Annotated in this window: 14 protein-coding genes, 1 pseudogene and 1 riboswitch; of the genes and pseudogenes, 11 read left to right on the plus strand and 4 right to left on the minus strand. The window is 72.6% G+C overall.

Annotated elements, in window-relative coordinates; genetic code table 11:
• Positions 1-142: 142 nt before the first annotated feature.
• Positions 143-265, plus strand: a pseudogene (locus ACY0PA_RS11685) (VOC family protein); the annotation flags it as partial.
• A gap of 16 nt (positions 266-281) precedes the next feature.
• Here ACY0PA_RS11685 and ACY0PA_RS11690 read toward each other — a convergent pair.
• The 3 genes from ACY0PA_RS11690 to ACY0PA_RS11700 all read right to left on the minus strand — a co-directional run bounded on the left by ACY0PA_RS11690 (position 282) and on the right by ACY0PA_RS11700 (position 3,746).
• The gene (locus ACY0PA_RS11690) at positions 282-1,691 is read right to left on the minus strand and encodes a hypothetical protein (RefSeq protein ID WP_473084561.1); all 1,410 of its coding nucleotides are present in this window, start codon (positions 1,689-1,691) and stop codon (positions 282-284) included.
• Positions 1,692-1,871: 180 nt separating this feature from the next.
• Positions 1,872-2,999 (minus strand): alpha/beta hydrolase, encoded by a 1,128-nt coding sequence (locus ACY0PA_RS11695; RefSeq protein ID WP_473084562.1) that lies wholly within the window; start codon positions 2,997-2,999, stop codon positions 1,872-1,874.
• 69 nt (positions 3,000-3,068) lie between these two features.
• Positions 3,069-3,746 carry a class II aldolase/adducin family protein gene (locus tag ACY0PA_RS11700; RefSeq protein ID WP_473084563.1) on the minus strand — a complete coding sequence of 226 codons (678 nt, stop codon included), beginning with the start codon at positions 3,744-3,746 and terminating at the stop codon, positions 3,069-3,071.
• A 203-nt stretch (positions 3,747-3,949) separates the two neighbouring features.
• Between ACY0PA_RS11700 and ACY0PA_RS11705 the strand changes: the two genes are divergently transcribed.
• The 10 genes from ACY0PA_RS11705 to cobI all read left to right on the plus strand — a co-directional run bounded on the left by ACY0PA_RS11705 (position 3,950) and on the right by cobI (position 18,675).
• The gene (locus ACY0PA_RS11705) at positions 3,950-4,693 is read left to right on the plus strand and encodes a lysozyme (protein WP_473084564.1); all 744 of its coding nucleotides are present in this window, start codon (positions 3,950-3,952) and stop codon (positions 4,691-4,693) included.
• Positions 4,694-5,727: 1,034 nt separating this feature from the next.
• The gene (locus ACY0PA_RS11710) at positions 5,728-7,005 is read left to right on the plus strand and encodes an anion permease (RefSeq protein WP_473084565.1); all 1,278 of its coding nucleotides are present in this window, start codon (positions 5,728-5,730) and stop codon (positions 7,003-7,005) included.
• A gap of 15 nt (positions 7,006-7,020) precedes the next feature.
• Positions 7,021-7,242 carry a hypothetical protein gene (locus ACY0PA_RS11715; RefSeq protein ID WP_356289598.1) on the plus strand — a complete coding sequence of 74 codons (222 nt, stop codon included), beginning with the start codon at positions 7,021-7,023 and terminating at the stop codon, positions 7,240-7,242.
• A gap of 129 nt (positions 7,243-7,371) precedes the next feature.
• Positions 7,372-7,492, plus strand: a riboswitch (cobalamin riboswitch).
• A gap of 113 nt (positions 7,493-7,605) precedes the next feature.
• Positions 7,606-8,547 carry a cobalamin biosynthesis protein gene (locus tag ACY0PA_RS11720; protein WP_473084566.1) on the plus strand — a complete coding sequence of 314 codons (942 nt, stop codon included), beginning with the start codon at positions 7,606-7,608 and terminating at the stop codon, positions 8,545-8,547.
• Complete coding sequence (locus ACY0PA_RS11725; protein ID WP_473084567.1) at positions 8,544-10,055, plus strand: cobyric acid synthase; 1,512 nt, start codon at positions 8,544-8,546, stop codon at positions 10,053-10,055. The genes ACY0PA_RS11720 and ACY0PA_RS11725 overlap by 4 nt, the downstream gene beginning before the upstream one ends.
• Positions 10,052-13,747 carry a cobaltochelatase subunit CobN gene (gene cobN / locus ACY0PA_RS11730; RefSeq protein ID WP_473084568.1) on the plus strand — a complete coding sequence of 1,232 codons (3,696 nt, stop codon included), beginning with the start codon at positions 10,052-10,054 and terminating at the stop codon, positions 13,745-13,747. Before ACY0PA_RS11725 ends, cobN begins: the two co-directional genes overlap by 4 nt.
• Entirely contained in the window at positions 13,744-15,804 is a 2,061-nt protein-coding gene (locus ACY0PA_RS11735) for a putative cobaltochelatase (RefSeq protein WP_473084569.1), read from the plus strand. Before cobN ends, ACY0PA_RS11735 begins: the two co-directional genes overlap by 4 nt.
• A complete protein-coding gene (gene cobO, locus ACY0PA_RS11740; RefSeq protein WP_329574575.1) occupies positions 15,804-16,403 on the plus strand; it encodes a cob(I)yrinic acid a,c-diamide adenosyltransferase in 600 nt (199 codons plus the stop codon). Before ACY0PA_RS11735 ends, cobO begins: the two co-directional genes overlap by 1 nt.
• 8 nt (positions 16,404-16,411) lie before the next feature.
• The gene (locus ACY0PA_RS11745; protein ID WP_473084570.1) at positions 16,412-17,914 is read left to right on the plus strand and encodes a cobyrinate a,c-diamide synthase; all 1,503 of its coding nucleotides are present in this window, start codon (positions 16,412-16,414) and stop codon (positions 17,912-17,914) included.
• Positions 17,911-18,675 (plus strand): precorrin-2 C(20)-methyltransferase, encoded by a 765-nt coding sequence (cobI, locus tag ACY0PA_RS11750; protein WP_473084571.1) that lies wholly within the window; start codon positions 17,911-17,913, stop codon positions 18,673-18,675. Before ACY0PA_RS11745 ends, cobI begins: the two co-directional genes overlap by 4 nt.
• 23 nt (positions 18,676-18,698) lie before the next feature.
• Here cobI and ACY0PA_RS11755 read toward each other — a convergent pair whose 3' ends face one another.
• Positions 18,699-19,430, minus strand: a complete 732-nt coding sequence (locus ACY0PA_RS11755) for a ZIP family metal transporter (RefSeq protein WP_473084572.1) — start codon at positions 19,428-19,430, stop codon at positions 18,699-18,701.
• Positions 19,431-19,539 lie beyond the last annotated feature (109 nt).

A 19,539-nucleotide genomic window follows, 5' to 3' on the forward strand; every position in this document is an offset into this window, starting at 1 on the left:
TAACGGGACGATGCAAACAGTTTTCCGCCGTGCTGTTCCGGGGCTGGGGGCAGACCGTCATGAAGTGTCCGACAGTGGGCGCTGGGCGGCGGGCCGCCGCCCCTGGCGGGAAATCGCCGCCCTCTGCCCTGCGCCGCAGGCGCACGGCGTGGAGATCCTGATGCCCCCGACGGACCAGGACTACGGCTCCCGGGACTACATGGCCAAGGACGCCGAGGGCAACGTGTGGAGCTTCGGGACGTACGCGCCGCAGATACCGGCCTGATCGCAGGGGCGCGGCGTCACGCGCCTCCGGTGTGCACCTGGAAGGCGGCCCGGCGGACGGCCTTGGCGAGCGCCGGGTCCGGGTGCGCGGCGGCCAGCGCGACGAGGACCTGGACAGTGCGCGGGTGCCCGGCCGCCCGGACCTCGTCGAGGAGGGCCGGCACGGTGGGCTGCACGGCGGACTCCAGGTGGCGCACGAGGAGCTGGGCCTCGCCGTGGTCCGCAACGGCCGCCGCGGTGTCCACCCACAGCCAGGTCGTCTCCTCGCGGGTCAGCACCAGATGCACGTCCTCGGGATCGGCTCCCTCGTACTCGGCGAGCCACAGCAGCGCGTAGGGGCGCAGGGGCGGCTCGTCGGCGACGGACCGGACGACGGGCTCCGCGGGGGCTCCGACGACACGCAGGGCCTCGAATGCGAGCCCGCGCAGCAGGGCGTCCTCGCCGCGGGCGGCGGCGATCAGCTCGGCGACGGCGCTGCCGACGGGGCGGGCCGCGAGCCAGGCGCGGTATTCGGCGCGGGCCGCGTTCGGGCGCAGCCGGGCGCAGCCTCTGAGCATGGCATCGGCTGACTGTTCGATATTGCCCGCCGGCGACTGGGCGGCCACGCAGATCTGCTCCAGCTTGACCCAGACCGCCCAGCTGCCGAGCGGCGTGAGGGTGGCCTGGCCGTCGGCGTAGGTGAGGGCGCCGACGGCGGCAAGGCCGTGCAGGGCCCAGTCGAGGAGCGGGGGAAGGGCGGTGGTGGCGGTCGCGGTGTCGGTGGGCTCGGGCTGCGGTCCGTAGGGGATCTCGCAGCGTTCCGTGCGCAGTTCCTCGACGCGCTGGCCGAGCAGATCGAGGAGCTGCGGTACGGGGACCGGGCCGGCCGAGAGCTGGAGGAGGGAGAGCACCTGGGGCATCGCCTCGACGACCTCGGCGACCGCGGCGGCCTCCAGGCTCGCGTCGGCGGGGTGGGCCAGGGACCAGGCGTCGAACAGCGCGACCCAGCCGCGCAGCACGGCGGTGTCGTCACGGTCCCAGGCGCGCAGGCGCCAGCCGGGGCGCGCGCTGTCGCCGTGCACCTCGACGAGGCCCGCGAGGCGTGCGGTGTCCCAGTCGGCGCGGACCTGTCGCGGGGTCAGCTCCAGGTCGGCCGCCGCGCGTTCGGCGGTGGGCGGGGACAGGGCGCCTCTGCCGTCGGGGGTGCCGTGGCCGCTGCCGGGGCTGAGGACGGCATCGGCCCAGCGGGCCACGCGGACGGCGTCGGCGAGGCCGCGGCGGGCCATGCGGGCCAGTTCCGCCGGGGGTGGGGTGCCCTCCGGCGGGCGGGGCGCCGGGCGGGGCGGGCGTGCCTGGGTCACCACTCCGTCGGTCCGCACGGGGGCGGCGGCGAGGGTGCGCGGGCGGACAAGTCGGAGCCTGGAGTCGCGCGGGATACGGGACGTCACGGGGGCAGTCTTCCGGTTGACGGTCCGAAAACCCAAACGGAATCGTTTCGGGGCTCTTTGCGGGCGTCGCGGGAGGGTCCGCGGACCGGCGTGCGCCGGGGGTCTACGCGGGCCTTCCTGCGGATCTGTCCCGTGCGGCCGACGGGCGGTTCCCGTCCGTCCGACGGAGCTGTGCCGGAGCTACATGAGGGGGGTGAGGAAGCGGCGGAGCGACTCCTCGTACGTCTGCGGGTCGGCGTTCCACATCGCTCCGTGCGGGGCGTTGTCCACCGTGTGCAGCGAGACCAAGTCGGGGCGCCGGGCAGCCAGTTCGCGGGACAGGGCCCAGGGTGCGATCTCGTCGTCGGGGCCGTGCACCACGAGCATGGGCACCTTGAGCGACTCGGGGTGGGCAGCGGTGTCGAGGCGGTCGCCGTACAGCCCCGTGCGGCCCTGGGCGGCGCGGACCGCGAGGGGCAGCAGGGTCCCGGGAATACGGCGGGCCCCGGCGAGGGCACGCAGCGTCACGTCCCAGGCGAGGACGGGTGAGTCGAGGACGAGCCCGGAGATGCGGTCCCGCAAAGCGGAATAGGCCGCCGCGTGCAGGGCCATGGCGGCGCCGGTCGACCAGCCGTGCACGATGACGCGTTGCGCGCCGTAGCGCACGGCATAGCGGATCGCGGCGTCCAGGTCGCGCCACTCCGTCTCGCCGAGGTGCCCGAGGCCGTCCGGGGAGCGGGGGGCGCCGAGGTCGCCGCGGTAGGCGAGGTCGAGCACGGGGAAGCGGTGGCGGTGCAGGAAGTCCATGAGGACCATGGGGTGCTCGCGTGTGGTACCCAGGCCGTGGACGGTGATGACCCAGGTGTCGCGGGCGCCGGGGACGAACCAGGCGGGGAGCGCGCCCAGTTCGCCGGGGATGTCGATGTCGGCGTGGTCGAGGCCGAGTGCCGCCTTGGGGTCGCCGATGTGGACCTGGGGGGTGAGCCATGCCTTGGCACCGGGTTCGAGGGAGCCGTGCGTGACGCGCTCCAGGCGGCGCACCACGGCGTCCGCCGCGTGCGGGGCGGACTCGAGTACGGGCCCGACCACGGCGTGGAATCCGTCGCCGCTCAGGCCGTACATGCCCGGGCGCAGGGAGGCCAGGTCGCGGGTGAGCGTGATCTGGCCCGCGGCGGTGGCGTGGACGGTCAGGCGTGGCTCGGTGGGCAGCGGCCGGCCCGCGGGCGCCTTGAGGGCGGCATCGCTGGCGAACCGGCCGGCCGCGATCGCGGCCGCGCCGGCACCGATGACTGCGGTGACGGCAGCGGCCGTCGCTCTGGCGGTGCGCACCGTCCCAGTGTCCGCGCCCGGGCTCCGACCGGCCAGTGGGGCGGGGCCTTGAGTGCCACCGGGTCCGGTTCAGCCCGGCTGCCCGTACCCCCGCAGCTTCTCCTCCACCTCGCGCACCTGATCGCGAGTGAGGAGCGTCGGCGTGTGGTGGGGATGGGCGCTCGCGGTGAGCCAGACGCGGCACAGCCATTCGAGCTGGGCCGTGCGGTCGTAGGCGGCGGCGAGGGTGTCGCCGTAGGTGAGGGTGCCGTGGTTCTGGAGCAGGCAGCCTGTCCGCCCCTTGAGAGCGTCCAGCACGTTCTCGGCCAACCGCTCGGTGCCGTACGTCGCATACGGGGCAACCCGGACGGGTCCGCCGAGAGCCGCGGCCATGTAGTGGATGAGCGGGAGCTCGGGCACGAGGGTGGAGACGGCCGTGGCGTGGACCGCGTGGGTGTGGACGACGGCGCGGGCGGGCGTCGCCCGGTAGACCGCCAGATGCATCGGGAGTTCGCTGGTCGGGGCCAGGGTTCCGGCGCGCTGCCCGCCGTCGAGGCCGACGGCGACGAGGTCGTCCGCGGTGAGCTCGCCGTAGGGGACCCCGCTGGGCGTGACGAGGACGGTGTCGCCGATGCGCACCGAGACGTTTCCCGAGGTCCCGACGACGAGGCCGTCGGTGACGGTGCGCCGGGCCGTCGCCACGAGCGCGCTCCATGCCTGCGCGAGTCCGTCCGCGCCCTGCCCTGCCTCGCCCGGTTCCCGCGCCATGCCCGCATCCTGCCAGCCGCTCGGCGGGCCCGCGCGGATCTGGGCGCCCGGGCACTTTAGTGCGGAGCCGAGGAGTCCGGAAGCGCACGAATAGACATAAATGCCCGCCTGGAAACGATTGGCTGGAGATCGACGGGCTCAGAGGGATCTCCCGGTAACCTCCGGTGGGATTTGTCATGCACGTCGCCATTCCGGGGGGAAATATGGCTCGTGGTCACAAACCGTCCCGTCGCCGCGCGCACATCGCGACCGCGACATCACTCGCCGCCCTGACGTTCGGGGGGACCGCTCTCGCACAGGCTCCGGCATCCGCGGCGGGCGGCACCAAGGGGCACGACGTCTCGTCGCACCAGAAGAACGTCAACTGGCAGAAGGCCAAGAGCAAGGGCGCACGGTTCGTCTACGTCAAGGCGACCGAGTCCACCACCTACCTCAATCCCTACTTCAGCCAGCAGTACAACGGAGCGCGCAGCGCGGGCATCATCCGCGGCGCGTACCACTTCGCGCTCCCGAACAAGTCATCCGGCCGGACGCAGGCCTCGTACTTCGTGCGCAACGGGGGCGGGTGGCGGGCGGACGGCTGGACGCTGCCGCCGGCGCTCGACATCGAGTACAACCCGTACAGCTCGAAGACGTGCTACGGCCTGAGCAAGGGGAAGATGATCTCCTGGATCAGGTCGTTCAGCGACGAGGTGCGGCGCAGGACGGGCCGCCGGCCGGTGATCTACACCAATTACCGCTGGTGGAAGAAGTGCACGGGCAACAGCGCGGCCTTCGCGGGCAACCACGCGCTATGGCTCGCCCGCTACGACGAGTCCGCCGGGGCGCTGCCGTCAGGCTGGTCGTACTGGACGTTCTGGCAGTACGACAACAGCGGCGGACTGCCGGGTGACCAGAATCTCTTCAACGGTTCACAGACGCAGTTGCGGAGGTTCGCCCGCGGCTAGCGGAAGGCTTACTTCCGCTTGATTGAGCCACCGTTCCGCTTCGCGAACGACCCCGTGCCACCACCCCGTCTCCAACGGAGTGGCAGCACTCCGCTTCGAGTCACCGCACCGCCCGCCTCAGGTGAATGGAACACATCACGCTTTTCCTCGGGAGCGTGTCCCCGAGTGTTCAGTGACCAGCCTGGGCTCGGCCTTGCCCCTTGCACAGACCGGTGATCCGCTTCGAGAGCGGATACTCCGGGGCTCCTTCGGCGTTGCGTACCACCGAGCCCTGCGCCAGAGCCGCCTTGAGCTGCTCCAGTTCGGCATCTGTGAACGCCGGCTGAAGGGGCACCCGGACCGTCGGGCCCCACAGGGTGTCGCCCTCGCGGGTGAGGCAGGCCCTCCGCGTTCAGCGTGAGGGCTGCCTCCTGGGCGTTCTTGCCCTTGATCGCCATCAGCTCGAACGCCCTGCGCAGAACGGCGTGTTCTGCGCGGTCTCGCACAGATCGCCGAGTCCACAGGACGCCCAGCAGGATGCCGATGCCGCACATGACGGCCGCCGTGCCGGTGCGCCAGAGGTTCCAGCGGAACATCTGGGGGCAGACGGGGACGGGCACTTCTCCTCCAGCTCTCGGAGCCTGCGGCGCAGGCGCTCGTTCTCCGCGGTCAGGCGGTAGCCCGCCCGGCTCCGGCCGGCGACCAGGCCGCGCTGGTACGCGGCATCGATGTGAGGCATGACATTCCGCAGGACCGCGTCACGTACGCGGTGGACTCCCGCGGCGCCGCCGCAGTCGACGCCAAGGCCAATGGCGACCTCTACGGCGGCGCTCAGGGCGGGCTTCCAGTCCGGTTCAGGCACGGTTCCTCCCATGCAAAGAGCCCCCGGAAATCCGGGGGCTCCGAGTAGTGGATCTGTGGCTGTGAGTGGGGTTGCCTGAGGTCCCCCGTCAGTTCATCTTCCGTTCACTAAGCCGCTCTACGTTCTCCGAGGCTGCGGACGCTTTCCGTGGTCAGCGAGGCCGCCACCCGCACACGGAAACGGATACCCCCAGATGGCACATGAGGCCATGATTCTCCTCGGGATCGTGATCGTTACCGCTCTCGTGTTCGACTTCACGAACGGTTTCCACGACACAGCCAACGCGATGGCCACCACCATCTCGACCGGCGCTCTCAAGCCCAAGACGGCGGTGGCCATGTCCGCCGTGCTGAACCTCGTCGGAGCCTTCCTCTCCGTGGAGGTCGCCAAGACGATCTCCGGCGGCATCATCAACGAGGACGGACTCAAGACCGAGGTCATCTTCGCGGCGCTGGTGGGCGCCATCCTCTGGAATCTCCTGACCTGGCTGGTGGGCCTCCCCTCCAGCTCGTCCCACGCGCTCTTCGGCGGCCTCATCGGCGCCGCCGTGATGTCGATGGGCTGGTCGTCGATCAACGGCGGCACCGTCGTCACCAAGATCCTCCTCCCGGCCGTCGCCGCGCCGCTCGTGGCGGGCATCGCCGCGATGCTGGCCACCCGGCTCACGTACCGGATAGGCAGCAAGACCGACCAGAAGGCGACCGCCAAGGGCTACCGTGCCGGGCAGATCGCCTCCGCGGGCCTGGTCTCGCTGGCGCACGGCACGAACGACGCGCAGAAGACGATGGGCATCATCACGCTCGCCCTGATCACGGGCGGCGTCCTCAGCCCCGGCGCCAACCCCCCGATGTGGGTCATCGTCTCGGCCGGTACGGCCATCGCGCTCGGCACCTACCTCGGCGGCTGGCGCATCATCCGCACCATGGGCAAGGGCCTGACGGACCTCGCGCCGCAGCAGGGCTTCGCCGCCCAGACCAGCGCCGCGACCGCGATCCTCGCCTCCTCGCACATCGGCTTCTCGCTCTCCACGACGCAGGTCTGCTCCGGCGCCGTCATGGGCTCGGGCCTCGGCCGCAAGGGCGGCGTCGTCCGCTGGTCGACCGCGACCCGCATGTTCATCGCCTGGGGCCTGACCCTGCCGGCCGCCGGTCTGGTCGGCGCGGGCGCCGAGTTCCTCACCCAGCAGGGCTCGTGGGGCGTCGCCGTCACCGCGCTGCTCCTGATCGCCGGCGCGGGCATCATCTGGGCACTGTCCCGGCGCAACGCGATCGACCACACGAACGTCACGGACGACGACATCGATGGCGTCGAGGTCCCGGACGAGCCCGCCGGCGTCGTGACCACCGCGATCGCGGCCGTCACCCCGCCGCCCGCCGGCACGGCCGCGGACCTGGACACCGACGTGAAGACCACCATCCCCGCCCCGCCCGCCCCGCCCTCGGCGGAGTCCGCGCGACCGGCCACGGTCTAAGGAAGCAGCAGCGAAATGCACATCGACTGGGCAGCACTCGGCTCCGTGTTCGGAGTCAGCCTCGTGATCACGGTGGCCCTCGTGGGCCTGTTCACCCTCGGCATCGTCGGGCTCACCAAGCGGGAGTCGGCGGCGGCCCAGGGCGGTTCGGCGGGGCTCGCCGTCTCCGGCGCGTACGCCTGCTTCGCCCTGTGCGCGGCGGCCGTCGGTTACGGGATCTTCCTGATCGTCGCCTGACCGGAGGTAACCGGCAGGACTGCGGGGTGCGGGACGCGAAGGAGTCCCGCACCCCGCTTCGTGTGGGCCTCAGCACACTCTCCCTTCGCAGGTCAACGGCAAGTTGACGGGCGTTCGCGGGGCGTGGTGGACTTCCGGGGCCATCTACGGCAGCAGGAGAGGAAGCCGGTGCGAATCCGGCGCGGTCCCGCCACTGTCACCGGGGAGTGATCCCCGCGAGCCAGGAACTCTCGTTGCCGGTCTCTTCCAACCAGGGCGTGGACACCCTGAGTGAGGACATATCGCCATGCGCGGCTGCCAGTTGCGGGTGCTCCCGCCCAGAACGAGTACAAGGGTTCCCCTCGCCGTAGCGGCGGGCTGACGGTGCGGGCCGAGCGCGTCTTCGCGTACGGCAGCGCCGCCGGACTTCTCGGCGACCTCCTGATCGGCGATCCGCGCCGCGGGCATCCGGTCGCCGCGTTCGGGCGGGCCGCGGGCGCCGTCGAGCGCGTGCTGTGGCGTGACCACCGCGGGTGGGGCGCCGTGCACACCGCCGTGTGCGCCGGGGGCGCCGCCGTCGCCGGTGGTCTCGCCGCGCGCGCCGTGCGCCGCTCCCCCGCCGCCTCCATCGCGCTGACCGCCGCCGCCACCTGGGCGGTCGTCGGCGGTACGTCGCTGGGGCGCGAGGCGCGCGCCATCGGGGGCGCGCTGGCCGCCGGTGAAGTGGACGCGGCGCGCGAGCAGCTGCCGCATCTGTGCGGGCGTGACCCGCAGGCCCTGGACGCGGACGGGATCGCGCGGGCCGTCGTCGAGTCCGTCGCCGAGAACACCTCCGACGCCGTCGTGGGCGCGCTCGTGTGGGGCGCCGTCGCCGGTGTCCCCGGGCTCGTCGCGTTCCGCGCCGTGAACACGCTGGACGCCATGGTCGGGCACAAGTCGGCCAGGTACCGCCGCTACGGCTGGGCCTCCGCGCGCCTCGACGACGTGGCGGGCTGGCCGGGGGCGCGGCTGACCGGCGTGCTCGCCGCGGTCGCGGGCGGCCGTCCGCGCGGCGCGCTCACGGCGTGGCGCGAGGACGCGCGGCTGCACCCGAGCCCCAACGCCGGTGTGGTCGAGGCCTCGTTCGCGGGGGCGCTCGGGGTGCGACTCGGCGGGACTCTGTCGTACGGCGGGCGGGTCGAGCACCGGCCCGTACTGAACGCGTCGGGCCGGGCCGTGGAGACCGCCGACGTCGAGCGGGCGGCGCGGCTCTCGCGGCGCGTGAGCTGGCTGGCCCTCGGCGTGTGTGTCGCCGGGCGGGCACTGTTGCGGAGGGGGAAGTCGTGAGTGGTGGTGGACTGCTGGTGGCAGGGACCACGTCCGATGCCGGGAAGAGCGTCGTCACCGCGGGGATCTGCCGGTGGCTGGTGCGGCAGGGAGTGAAGGTCGCGCCGTTCAAGGGGCAGAACATGTCCCTCAACTCTTTCGTGACGCGCGAGGGCGCCGAGATCGGGCGGGCGCAGGCCATGCAGGCGCAGGCCGCCCGCGTCGAGCCGAGCGCCCTGATGAACCCCGTGCTGCTGAAGCCGGGCAGTGACCGGAGCAGCCAGGTGGTGCTCATGGGCAAGCCGGTGGGCGAGTTGAGTGCTCGGGGCTACCACGGGGGACGGCAGGCGGCACTTCTGGACACCGTCGTGGGATGCCTGGAGGAACTCCGGGGCAGCTATGACGCCGTGATCTGTGAAGGGGCGGGCTCGCCCGCCGAGATCAACCTGCGCCGCACCGACATCGTCAACATGGGGATCGCCCGGGCCGCGCGGCTGCCCGTGCTCGTGGTCGGCGACATCGACCGTGGCGGCGTCTTCGCGTCGTTCTTCGGCACGACAGCGCTGCTCGCCCCCGAGGACCAGGAGCTGCTGGCCGGCTATCTGGTCAACAAGTTCCGCGGGGACGTCTCGCTCCTCGAGCCCGGCCTCGACATGCTCAAGGACCTGACCGGGCGCCCCGCGTACGGGGTTCTCCCTTTCCGGCACGGCCTCGGCATCGACGAGGAGGACGGGCTTCGCGTGTCGCTGCGCGGCTCCGTGCGCGAGTCGCAGACCGCGGCCCCGGTCGGCGAGGACGTGTTGCGCGTCGCCGTCTGCGCCGTCCCGCTGATGTCGAACTTCACCGACGTGGACGCCCTGGCCGCGGAGCCGGGCGTCGTCGTGCGGTTCGTCGACCGGGCCGAGGAGCTCGTCGACGCGGACCTGGTCGTCGTGCCGGGAACGCGCGGCACCGTCAAGGCACTTCAGTGGCTGCGCGAGCGCGGTCTCGCCGACGTCCTCGCGCGCCGGGCCGCCGAGGGCCGGCCGGTCCTCGGGATCTGCGGCGGCTTCCAGGTGCTCGGCGAGCGCATCGAGGACGACGTCGAGTCGCGCGCGGGCGCCGTGGACGGGCTCGGACTGCTGCCCGTACGGGTGCGGTTCGAGCGCGAGAAGACCCTCGCCCGGCCTGTCGGCGAGGCGCTCGGCGAGCACGTGGAGGGTTACGAGATCCATCACGGGGTCGCCGAGGTCACCGGCGGAGAAGCCTTCTTGGACGGCTGCCGCGTCGGCTCCGTCTGGGGCACGCACTGGCACGGCTCGCTGGAGGCGGACGGCTTCCGCCGGGCGTTCCTGCGCGAGGTCGCGGCCGCCGCCGGCCGCCGTTTCGTACCGGCGCCCGACACGTCGTTCGGCGCGCTGCGCGAGGAGCAGCTCGACCTGCTCGGCGATCTGATCGAAGAACACGCGGACACGGACGCGCTGTGGCGGCTCATCGAGTCCGGCGCTCCGTCAGGACTGCCTTTCATTCCACCGGGAGCGCCCGCATGAGCACAGTGTTGTTGTTGTCGACCGCAGACACCGATCTGCTGGCGGCCCGGGCCTCCGGCGCCCCCTACCGGATCGGGAACCCGACCCGCGTCGACGTGCAGAGCGAGCTGCCGGAGCTGCTCGACGGCGTGGACATCGCCGTCGTACGGCTCCTCGGCGGCAAGCGCGCCTGGGAGGACGGGCTCGCGGCGCTGAAGGCGTCCGGCGTGCCGACGGTCCTGCTCGGCGGCGAGAGCGTCCCGGACGCGGAGCTGATGGCCGAGTCGACCGTGCACGCGGGCGCCGTCGCGGAGGCGCTGCGCTATCTCGTCGAGGGCGGCCCCGGCAACCTCGTCGAGCTGGCCCGCTTCCTCGTCCAGGACGTACTGCGGGGCGGGCACGGCCGGGCCGGCGGAGCGCCGGAGCGGCACAGCGCCGAGCCGCAGAAGATGCCCGAGTACGGGGTGCACGGCCGCCGTGCGCGCGTCGAGGGCCGTCCGACGGTCGGCGTGCTCTTCTACCGCGCCCACGAGCTGTCCGGGAACACCGCGTTCGTGGACACGCTGTGCGACGCGATCGAGGCGCGCGGCGTCAACTCCCTTCCGGTGTACTGCGGTTCGCTGCGCGGCGCCGACCCCGGCCTGTACGAGCTCCTCGGCGAGGCCGACACCCTGGTGGCGACCGTGCTCGCGGCGGGCGGTACGCACGCCTCGCAGGCGTCCGCGGGCGGCGACGAGGAGGCCTGGGACATCGGCGCGCTCGCCGACCTCGACATCCCTGTCCTGCAGGGTCTTTGTCTCACGTCGTCGAAGGCGGCCTGGGAGGCGTCGGACGCCGCGCTGTCGCCGATGGACGCGGCGATGCAGGTCGCGATCCCCGAGTTCGACGGCCGGATCGTCACCGTGCCGTTCTCCTTCAAGGAGGAGGGCCCCGACGGCGTCCCGGTGTACGCGGCCGACCCCGAGCGGGCCGCGCGCGTCGCCGGGATCGCCGTACGTCACGCGTGTCTCGGCCACAAGCCGAACGGCGAGAAGAAGCTCGCCGTCGTCTTCACGGCCTACCCGACCAAGCATTCCCGGGTCGGCAACGCGGTGGGCCTCGACACGCCCGCCTCGGCCGTCCGCGTCCTGGACGCGCTGCGCGAGGCCGGTTACGGCGTCCACGGCTACCCCGACAACGGTGACGAGCTGATCCACCGGCTCATCGAGGCGGGCGGCCACGACGTCGAGTGGCTCACCGAGGACCAGTTGGCGTCGGCGCCCGCGCGCGTGCCGCTCGCCGACTACCGCGCCTGGTTCGACAAGCTGGCGCCCGAGTTGCGCGACGGGATGCTGGAGGCGTGGGGCGAGCCGCCGGGCTCCCTCTACGTCGACGGCGACGACATCGTGCTCGCGTCGCTCCAGTTCGGCAACGTCGTCGTGATGATCCAGCCGCCGCGCGGCTTCGGCGAGAACCCGATCGCGATCTACCACGACCCGGACATGCCGCCGTCGCACCACTACATGGCCGCGTACCGCTGGCTGGAGGCTGCGACATCGGAAGGCGGCTTCGGCGCGGACGCCGTCATCCACATGGGCAAGCACGGCACCATGGAGTGGCTGCCGGGCAAGGGCCTTGGCCTGAGCGGGAGTTGTGCGCCCGACGCGGTCCTCGGCGAGCTGCCGCTGATCTATCCGTTCATCGTGAACGACCCGGGCGAGGGCACGCAGGCCAAGCGCCGCGGGCACGCCACGGTCGTCGACCATCTCGTGCCGCCGATGGCGCGCGCCGACACGTACGGCGACCTCGCGAAGCTGGAGCAGCTTCTCGACGAGTACGCGCTGGTGTCCGATCTGGACCCGACGAAGGCCCCGGCCGTGCGCGCCCAGATCTGGACGCTGGTGAAGGCCGCCGAGCTCCATCACGACCTGCATGTCGACGAGCAGCCGGACGACGGTGACTTCGACGAGTTCGTGATGCACATCGACGGCTATCTGTGCGAGATCAAGGACGTGCAGATCCGCGACGGGCTGCACATCCTGGGCGGCGGCCCGGTCGGCGAGCCGCGCGTGAACCTCGTACTCGCCGTGCTGCGCGCCTCGCAGGTGTGGGGCGGCACGGCGAACGCGCTGCCCGGTCTGCGGGCCTGCCTGGCCGAGCACTTCGGCCTGGTGGAGAAGGAGCTGCTCGGTGAGCCGGGCGCACCGGCGAAGGTGCCGGACGCGCTGACGGACCTCGTCAGCGGTCCCGCCCGCAGCGCCGCCGACGCGATCGACCTCCTGGAGCAGCTGTGCCGGCGCGCGGCCGAGGGCATGGAGGAGCGCGGCTGGGACGCCGCGGCCGTCCCCGCGCTCGTACAGGATGTCCTCGGGTTCGAACTCCCTGACGCCGTGGCGGTGTTGGAGTTCGCGTGCCGTGAGGTGGTGCCGCGGCTCGCCCGTACGACGGACGAGATCGGGCACATCCTGCGCGCGCTCGACGGCGGATACGTGCCCGCGGGACCGTCCGGGTCGCCGACGCGCGGCCTGGTCAACGTGCTGCCGACGGGCCGCAACTTCTACTCCGTCGACCCGAAGGCGATCCCCTCGCGGCTGAGCTGGGAGGTCGGGCAGGCGCTCGCCGACTCGCTGGTGGCGCGCTATCTGGCCGACACCGGCGAGTACCCCAAGTCCGTGGGCCTGACGGTGTGGGGCACCTCCGCGATGCGGACGCAGGGCGACGACATCGCGGAGATCCTCGCGCTGCTCGGCTGCCGCCCGGTGTGGGACGACGCCTCGCGCCGTGTCACCGGCTTCGAGATCGTGCCGGCCCCCGAACTCGGGCGCCCGCGCATCGATGTGACGGTCCGTATCTCCGGCTTCTTCCGCGACGCGTTCCCGCACGTCGTGGGCCTGATCGACGACGCCGTGCAGGCCGTCGCCGCGCTCGACGAGAGCGCCGAGCACAACTACGTACGGGCGCATGTCGAACAGGACGCCGTCGAGCACGGCGACCGGCGGCGGGCCACGGCCCGCATCTTCGGGTCGAAGCCGGGCGCGTACGGGGCGGGTCTGCTGCCGCTGATCGACGCCCGCAACTGGCAGTCCGACGCGGACCTCGCCGAGGTGTACGCGGTGTGGGGCGGCTACGCGTACGGGCGCGGGCTCGACGGGCGGGCGGCGCGCGGCGACATGGAGACGGCGTTCCGCCGCATCAACGTGGCGGCGAAGAACGTCGACACCCGGGAGCACGACCTCGTCGACGCCGACGACTACTTCCAGTACCACGGCGGCATGGTCGCCATGGTGCGGCATCTGACGGGGGCCTCCCCCGAGGCGTACGTCGGCGACTCCGCCGTGCCCGACCAGGTGAAGACCCGCACGCTCGGCGAGGAGACCCACCGGGTGTTCCGCGCGCGTGTGGTCAACCCGCGCTGGATGGCGGCGATGCGCCGCCACGGCTACAAGGGCGCCTTCGAGATGGCCGCCACCGTCGACTACCTCTTCGGGTACGACGCGACGGCCGGCGTGGTCGACGACTGGATGTACGAGAAGCTGTCGGCCGAGTACGTCTTCGACGCGGAGAACCAGGACTTCATGAAGAAGTCCAACCCGTGGGCCCTGCGGGGCATCACCGAGCGGCTGCTCGAAGCGGCCGAGCGCGGCCTGTGGGCCGAGCCGGACGCGCAGACGCTGGAGCGGCTGCGGGCCACGTATCTGGAACTTGAAGGCGACCTGGAGGGCGACGACCAGTGAGTACCCCCTATCCGTTCACCGCGCTCGTCGGGCAGGACGACCTGCGGCTCGCGCTGCTGCTCAACGCCGTGTCCCCGGCCGTGGGTGGTGTACTTGTGCGCGGCGAGAAGGGCACGGCCAAGTCCACGGCCGTGCGGGCCCTGTCCGCGCTCATGCCCTCCGTGGCTGTCGTTCCCGGCTGCCGGTTCTCGTGTGCGCCCGGCGACCCGGACCCGGCGTGCCCGGACGGGCCGCACGAGACCGGACCCGGCACCTCACGTGCCGCCCGCATGGTCGAGCTGCCCGTCGGCGCGTCCGAGGACCGGCTCGTCGGCGCGCTCGACATCGAGCGGGCGCTCGCCGAGGGCGTGAAGGCCTTCGAGCCGGGGCTCCTCGCCGACGCGCACCGCGGGATCCTGTACGTCGACGAAGTGAACCTGCTGCACGACCACTTGGTGGACCTGCTGCTGGACGCGGCCGCGATGGGCGCCTCGTACGTGGAGCGCGAGGGCGTGTCCGTGCGGCATGCCGCGCGCTTCCTGCTCGTCGGCACCATGAACCCCGAAGAGGGCGAGCTGCGGCCGCAGTTGCTCGACCGGTTCGGCCTCACCGTGGAGGTCGCCGCCTCCCGCGAGCCCGACCAGCGCGTCGAGGTCGTCAAGCGGCGCCTCGCCTACGACGACGACCCCGAGGGCTTCGCCGGGAAGTGGGAGCAGGAGGAGTCCGCCGTACGGGCGCGGATCGTCGCGGCCCGTGACCTGCTGCCTTCGGTGCGGCTCGGCGACGCCGCGCTGCGGCAGATCGCCGCGACGTGCGCCGCGTTCGAGGTCGACGGGATGCGCGCGGACATCGTGATGGCGCGTACGGCGACGGCGCTCGCCGCATGGGCGGGCCGCACGGATGTGCTGGCCGAGGACGTGCGACAGGCCGCGCTCCTCGCGCTGCCGCACCGCAGGCGCCGCAACCCGTTCGACGCGCCGGGGCTCGACGAGGACAAGCTCGACGACACCCTGGAGGAGTTCGGCGGCCAGGATGACGAACCGGATCCGGACGGTGACGGCGATGGTGACGGCGGCGGGGACGGGCCCGGTGGCGGGGGCGGGCAGCCGCCCCAGGACGCGCCCGAGGGCAGCGGCCCCGACACGGGCGGCGACCAGGCCGCCGGCATCCCGGCGCAGGGCGAGCCCTCCGAGAGCGGCGAGCAGAAGGCTCCCGCGGGCGGCGGCGAGCAGGCGGCCGCCCGGGCCTGCGAGCCCTTCCGTACGAAGATGCTGAGCGTGCCCGGACTCGGCGAGGGTGCCGCGGGCCGGCGCTCGCGGGCCCGCACGGAGCACGGGCGTACGACGGGTGCGCGGCGCCCGCGTGGCACCCTCACCAAGCTGCACCTCGCGGCGACCGTGCAGGCCGCTGCCCCGCACCAGCGGGCGCGGGGGCGTTCCGGTCCCGGGCTCGTGGTGCGGCGTGACGATCTGCGGCAGGCGACCAGAGAGGGCCGCGAGGGCAACCTCGTGCTCTTCGTGGTCGACGCCTCCGGGTCGATGGCGGCGCGGCAGCGGATGAGCGCCGTGAAGGGCGCTGTCCTGTCGCTGCTCCTCGACGCGTACCAGCGTCGGGACAAGGTGGGGCTCGTGACGTTCCGCGGGTCCTCGGCCGACGTGGCGCTGCCGCCGACGTCATCTGTCGACGCGGCCGCGGTGCGCCTGGAGTCGCTGCCCACGGGTGGGCGTACGCCGTTGTCCGCCGGGCTGTTGAAGGCGCACGACGTGCTGCGCGTGGAGCGGCTGCGGGACCCGGCGCGCCGGCCGCTCGTCGTCGTGGTGACCGACGGGCGCGCGACGGGCGGTCCTGAGCCGGTGGCGCTCGCGGGGCGGGCGGCGCGGCTGCTCGCCGCCGAGGGGACGGCGTCGGTCGTCGTGGACTGCGAGTCGGGCCCTGTGCGGCTCGGGCTCGCCGGTCAGCTGGCGGGCGAGCTGGGCGGGACGGCGGTGACGCTCGACGAACTGCGGGCCGACTCGATCGCCGGGCTCGTGAAGGACGTACAGGACGGTCTGCAGTCGAACAGCAGGAGGGTCGCGTAATGCCTCAGGGACAGCCGAGCGTCGTGCCGGACGACGGGCTCACGACGCGGCAGCGGCGCAACCGGCCGCTCGTCGTCGTGCACACGGGCATCGGCAAGGGCAAGTCGACGGCGGCCTTCGGGCTTGCGCTGCGTGCCTGGAACCAGGGCTGGCCCATCGGGGTGTTCCAGTTCGTCAAGTCGGCGAAGTGGAAGGTCGGCGAGGAGAACGCGCTGCGCGTCCTCGGCGCGAGCGGCGAGGGCGGGAGCGTCGACTGGCACAAGATGGGCGAGGGCTGGTCCTGGGTCCAGCGCGACGCGCAGATGGACAACGAGGAGAAGGCCCGCGAGGGCTGGGAGCAGGTCAAGCGTGACCTCGCCGCCGAGACGTACCAGCTGTACGTGCTCGACGAGTTCGCCTACCCGATGCACTGGGGCTGGATCGACACGGACGAGGTCATCTCCGTACTGCGGGACCGGCCCGGGACCCAGCACGTCGTGATCACCGGGCGCAACGCCCCCGAGAAGCTGGTGGACTTCGCCGACCTGGTCACCGACATGTCCAAGGTCAAGCACCCGATGGACGCCGGCCAGAAGGGCCAGAGGGGCATCGAGTGGTGAGTTCGTCCATGCCACGGCTCGTCATTGCCGCGCCCTCGTCGGGCAGCGGCAAGACGACCGTCGCGACGGGTCTGATGGCGGCGTTCGCCGGACGCGGGCTCGCCGTGTCGCCGCACAAGGCCGGGCCCGACTACATCGACCCCGGCTACCACGCGCTCGCCACGGGGCGCGCCGGACGCAACCTCGACGCGTACCTGTGCGGGCCCGAGCTGGTGGCGCCGCTCTTCGCGCACGGGGCGCGAGGGTGCGATCTCGCCGTCGTCGAGGGCGTGATGGGGCTTTTCGACGGGGCCTTTGGTCAGGGAGAGCTGGCCTCGACTGCGCAGGTCGCGAAGCTGCTTCGGGCGCCGGTCGTGCTCGTTGTCGACGCGTCGTCGCAGGCGCGGTCCGTGGCCGCGCTCGTGCACGGTTTCGCGTCGTTCGATCCTGAGGTGCGGCTCGCCGGGGTGATCCTCAACAAGGTGGGGTCCGAGCGGCATGAGGAGCTGCTGCGGGAGGCGCTCGACGAGGCGGGGGTGCCCGTTTTCGGCGCCTTGCGCCGGGGTGGGGAAGTGGTCACTCCCTCGCGGCACTTGGGGCTTGTGCCGGTGGCTGAGCGGGGGGCTGAGGCGGTTTCGGCTGTCGCCGCGATGGGGGAGATGGTGCGGGGTGGATGTGACCTGGACGCGCTGTACGCCGTGGCGCGTAGTGCTCCCTCGTTGGGGGGTGCGGCTTGGGATGCGGGTGAGGTTTTGGGTTCTCTCCCCCAGCCCGCCCCTTCCCGGAACCGGGGCTCGGCCCCGGACCCCGGTCCTCAAGCTCCCCCAGACTCCGTCCGGGGGGACCCCCACGGGCTGAAGGGGCCGGACGCGCTGGAATTGCCGGGCCGCACGGGGGGCAAGCCTCGCGTTGCCGTAGCCGGTGGGCCCGCCTTCACCTTCTCCTATGCCGAGCACAGTGAGCTGCTTGCCGCCGCCGGGGCCGACGTTGTGACCTTTGATCCGCTTCGCGACGAGCAACTCCCGGATGGCGCAAGCGCGTTGGTCATCGGCGGTGGTTTCCCCGAGGTCTACGCCTCCGAGCTGTCCGCCAACGAGCCCCTGCGCAAGGCCGTCGGTGCACTCGCGGCGTCCGGGGCTCCCGTCGTCGCCGAGTGTGCGGGGCTGCTGTATCTCGCGCGGTCCCTGGACGGGCAGCCCATGTGCGGAGTTCTGGACGCCGACGCGCGGATGTCGGAGCGGCTGACGCTCGGGTACCGGGACGCCGTCGCCGTGTCCGACAGCGTGCTGGCCGCGAACGGGACGCGGGTGCGCGGTCACGAGTTCCATCGCACCGTCGTCGAACCCGGGGCCGGCGCCTCCCCCGCGTGGGGCATCACGCGTCCCGGGCGGCGCGTCGAAGGGTTTGTGCAGGGCGGGGTGCATGCCTCGTATCTGCATGTGCACTGGGCCGCCGTGCCCCAGGCGGCGCGGCGCATCGTCGCGCAGGCAACCGAAGTCGCGCGGGCAACCGAAGGAGTCACCCCGTCATGACCAGCAACACCACGCACCGGCTGACCGGCGTCGGCGTGGGTCCCGGTGACCCCGAGCTCGTGACCGTGAAGGGCGTGAACGCCCTGCGCGAGGCCGCCGTCGTCGTCGTACCGGTGATGGCCTCGGCCGACGGGACCGATGGAGGCGAGCCCGGCCGCGCCGAGGCGACCGTCCTGCACTACGTGCCCGCCGACAAAGTCGTCCGAGTCGTCTTCGCGCTCAACGAGCGCTCGGACCGGGCCCGGCGCGAGGCAGCCTGGGACGCGGCCGGTGAACGCGTCGCGGCGCTCCTGCGGGAGCACGGCTCCGTCGCGTTCGCGACGATCGGCGACCCGAACGTGTACTCCACGTTCACGTATCTCGCCCTGACCGTCGGGGAGCTGGTGCCGGGGACCGTCGTCGAGACCGTGCCGGGCATCACCGCCATGCAGGATCTCGCCGCGCGGTCCGGCGCCGTGCTCACCGAGGGCACCGAGCCGCTGACGCTCGTGCCGGTGACCGCCGGTTCGGCCGTACTCAAGGAGGCGCTGGCGGGGCCCGGCACCGTCGTCGCGTACAAGTTCGGGCGGCTCGCGGGCGAGGTCGCCGCCGCGCTGCGCGAGACCGGAAGGACGCAGGACGCCGTGTGGGGATCCGCGCTCGGGCTGCCCGAGGAGTCCATCAGGCCCGCCGCCGAACTGGGCGCCGACACCGCGCTGCCGTACCTGTCGACGCTGATCGCGCCCGCGCGGCGCGACGGCGGACGGGGCGGGAAACTGTGACCCGCCGGGGGGCGGACCGGGCGCTACTCGCCCGCCGTGCCGATCACCAGCCACATCAGCGCGGCGCCCGCGATCGTGCACAGGAGCGTGGAGCGCGCCGGGTGGTGGTGGCTGGCCTCCGGCAGGATCTCCGCCGCCGCGATGTACAGCAGAACGCCGCCGAAGAACCCGAGATAGCAGGCGAGGGCCTGCGCCGGAATGGTGAACAGCAGCGTCGACGCGGCGCCCGCCACCGGGGCGAGCGCGTCCGCGCCGACCATCGCGAGTGCCTTGCGGCGGGCGTTCCCGTAGGCGCGCGTGATCGTGTACGTGTTGAAGCCGTCGGCGAAGTCGTGCGTGATCACGGCGAGCGCGACGGTGTACCCCATGGTGCTGCTCACCTGGAACGAGGCGCCGATCGCGACGCCGTCCGCGACGCTGTGCCCGACCATCGCGCAGGCGGCACCGAGGCCGACCTGGGGCACCTGTTCCTCGCCCTCCTGCGCCCCGTGCGCGGCCTGGCGCATCGCGAGCAGCCGCTCGACGATGTGCGCGGCGAGGAAGCCCGCGACGAACAGGAGCAGCGCGGCCGGCACTCCGTAGATCTCGTTTCCCGCGCCGTGCAGGGCCTCCGGAAGCAGGTCGAAGCCGACCACGCCGAGCATCAGGCCGCCGGCGAATCCGAGCACCAAGTGGCGCCGGTCGGTGACGTGGTGGGCGGTCCAGCCGCCGACGAGTGTCATCACGAACGAGCCAAGTGCGACGAGGACGGCCATGGTCCCTTGCTAGCGGATCGGTACTGTCCGCGCACGCCCGGCACCGGCTGAGCCGCACCTTGCGACCCGTCCGATACCGCTCCCGTACCTCCGTACGACCGAACCGTGT

Source organism: Streptomyces sp. DS1-CR2, assembly GCF_055760475.1.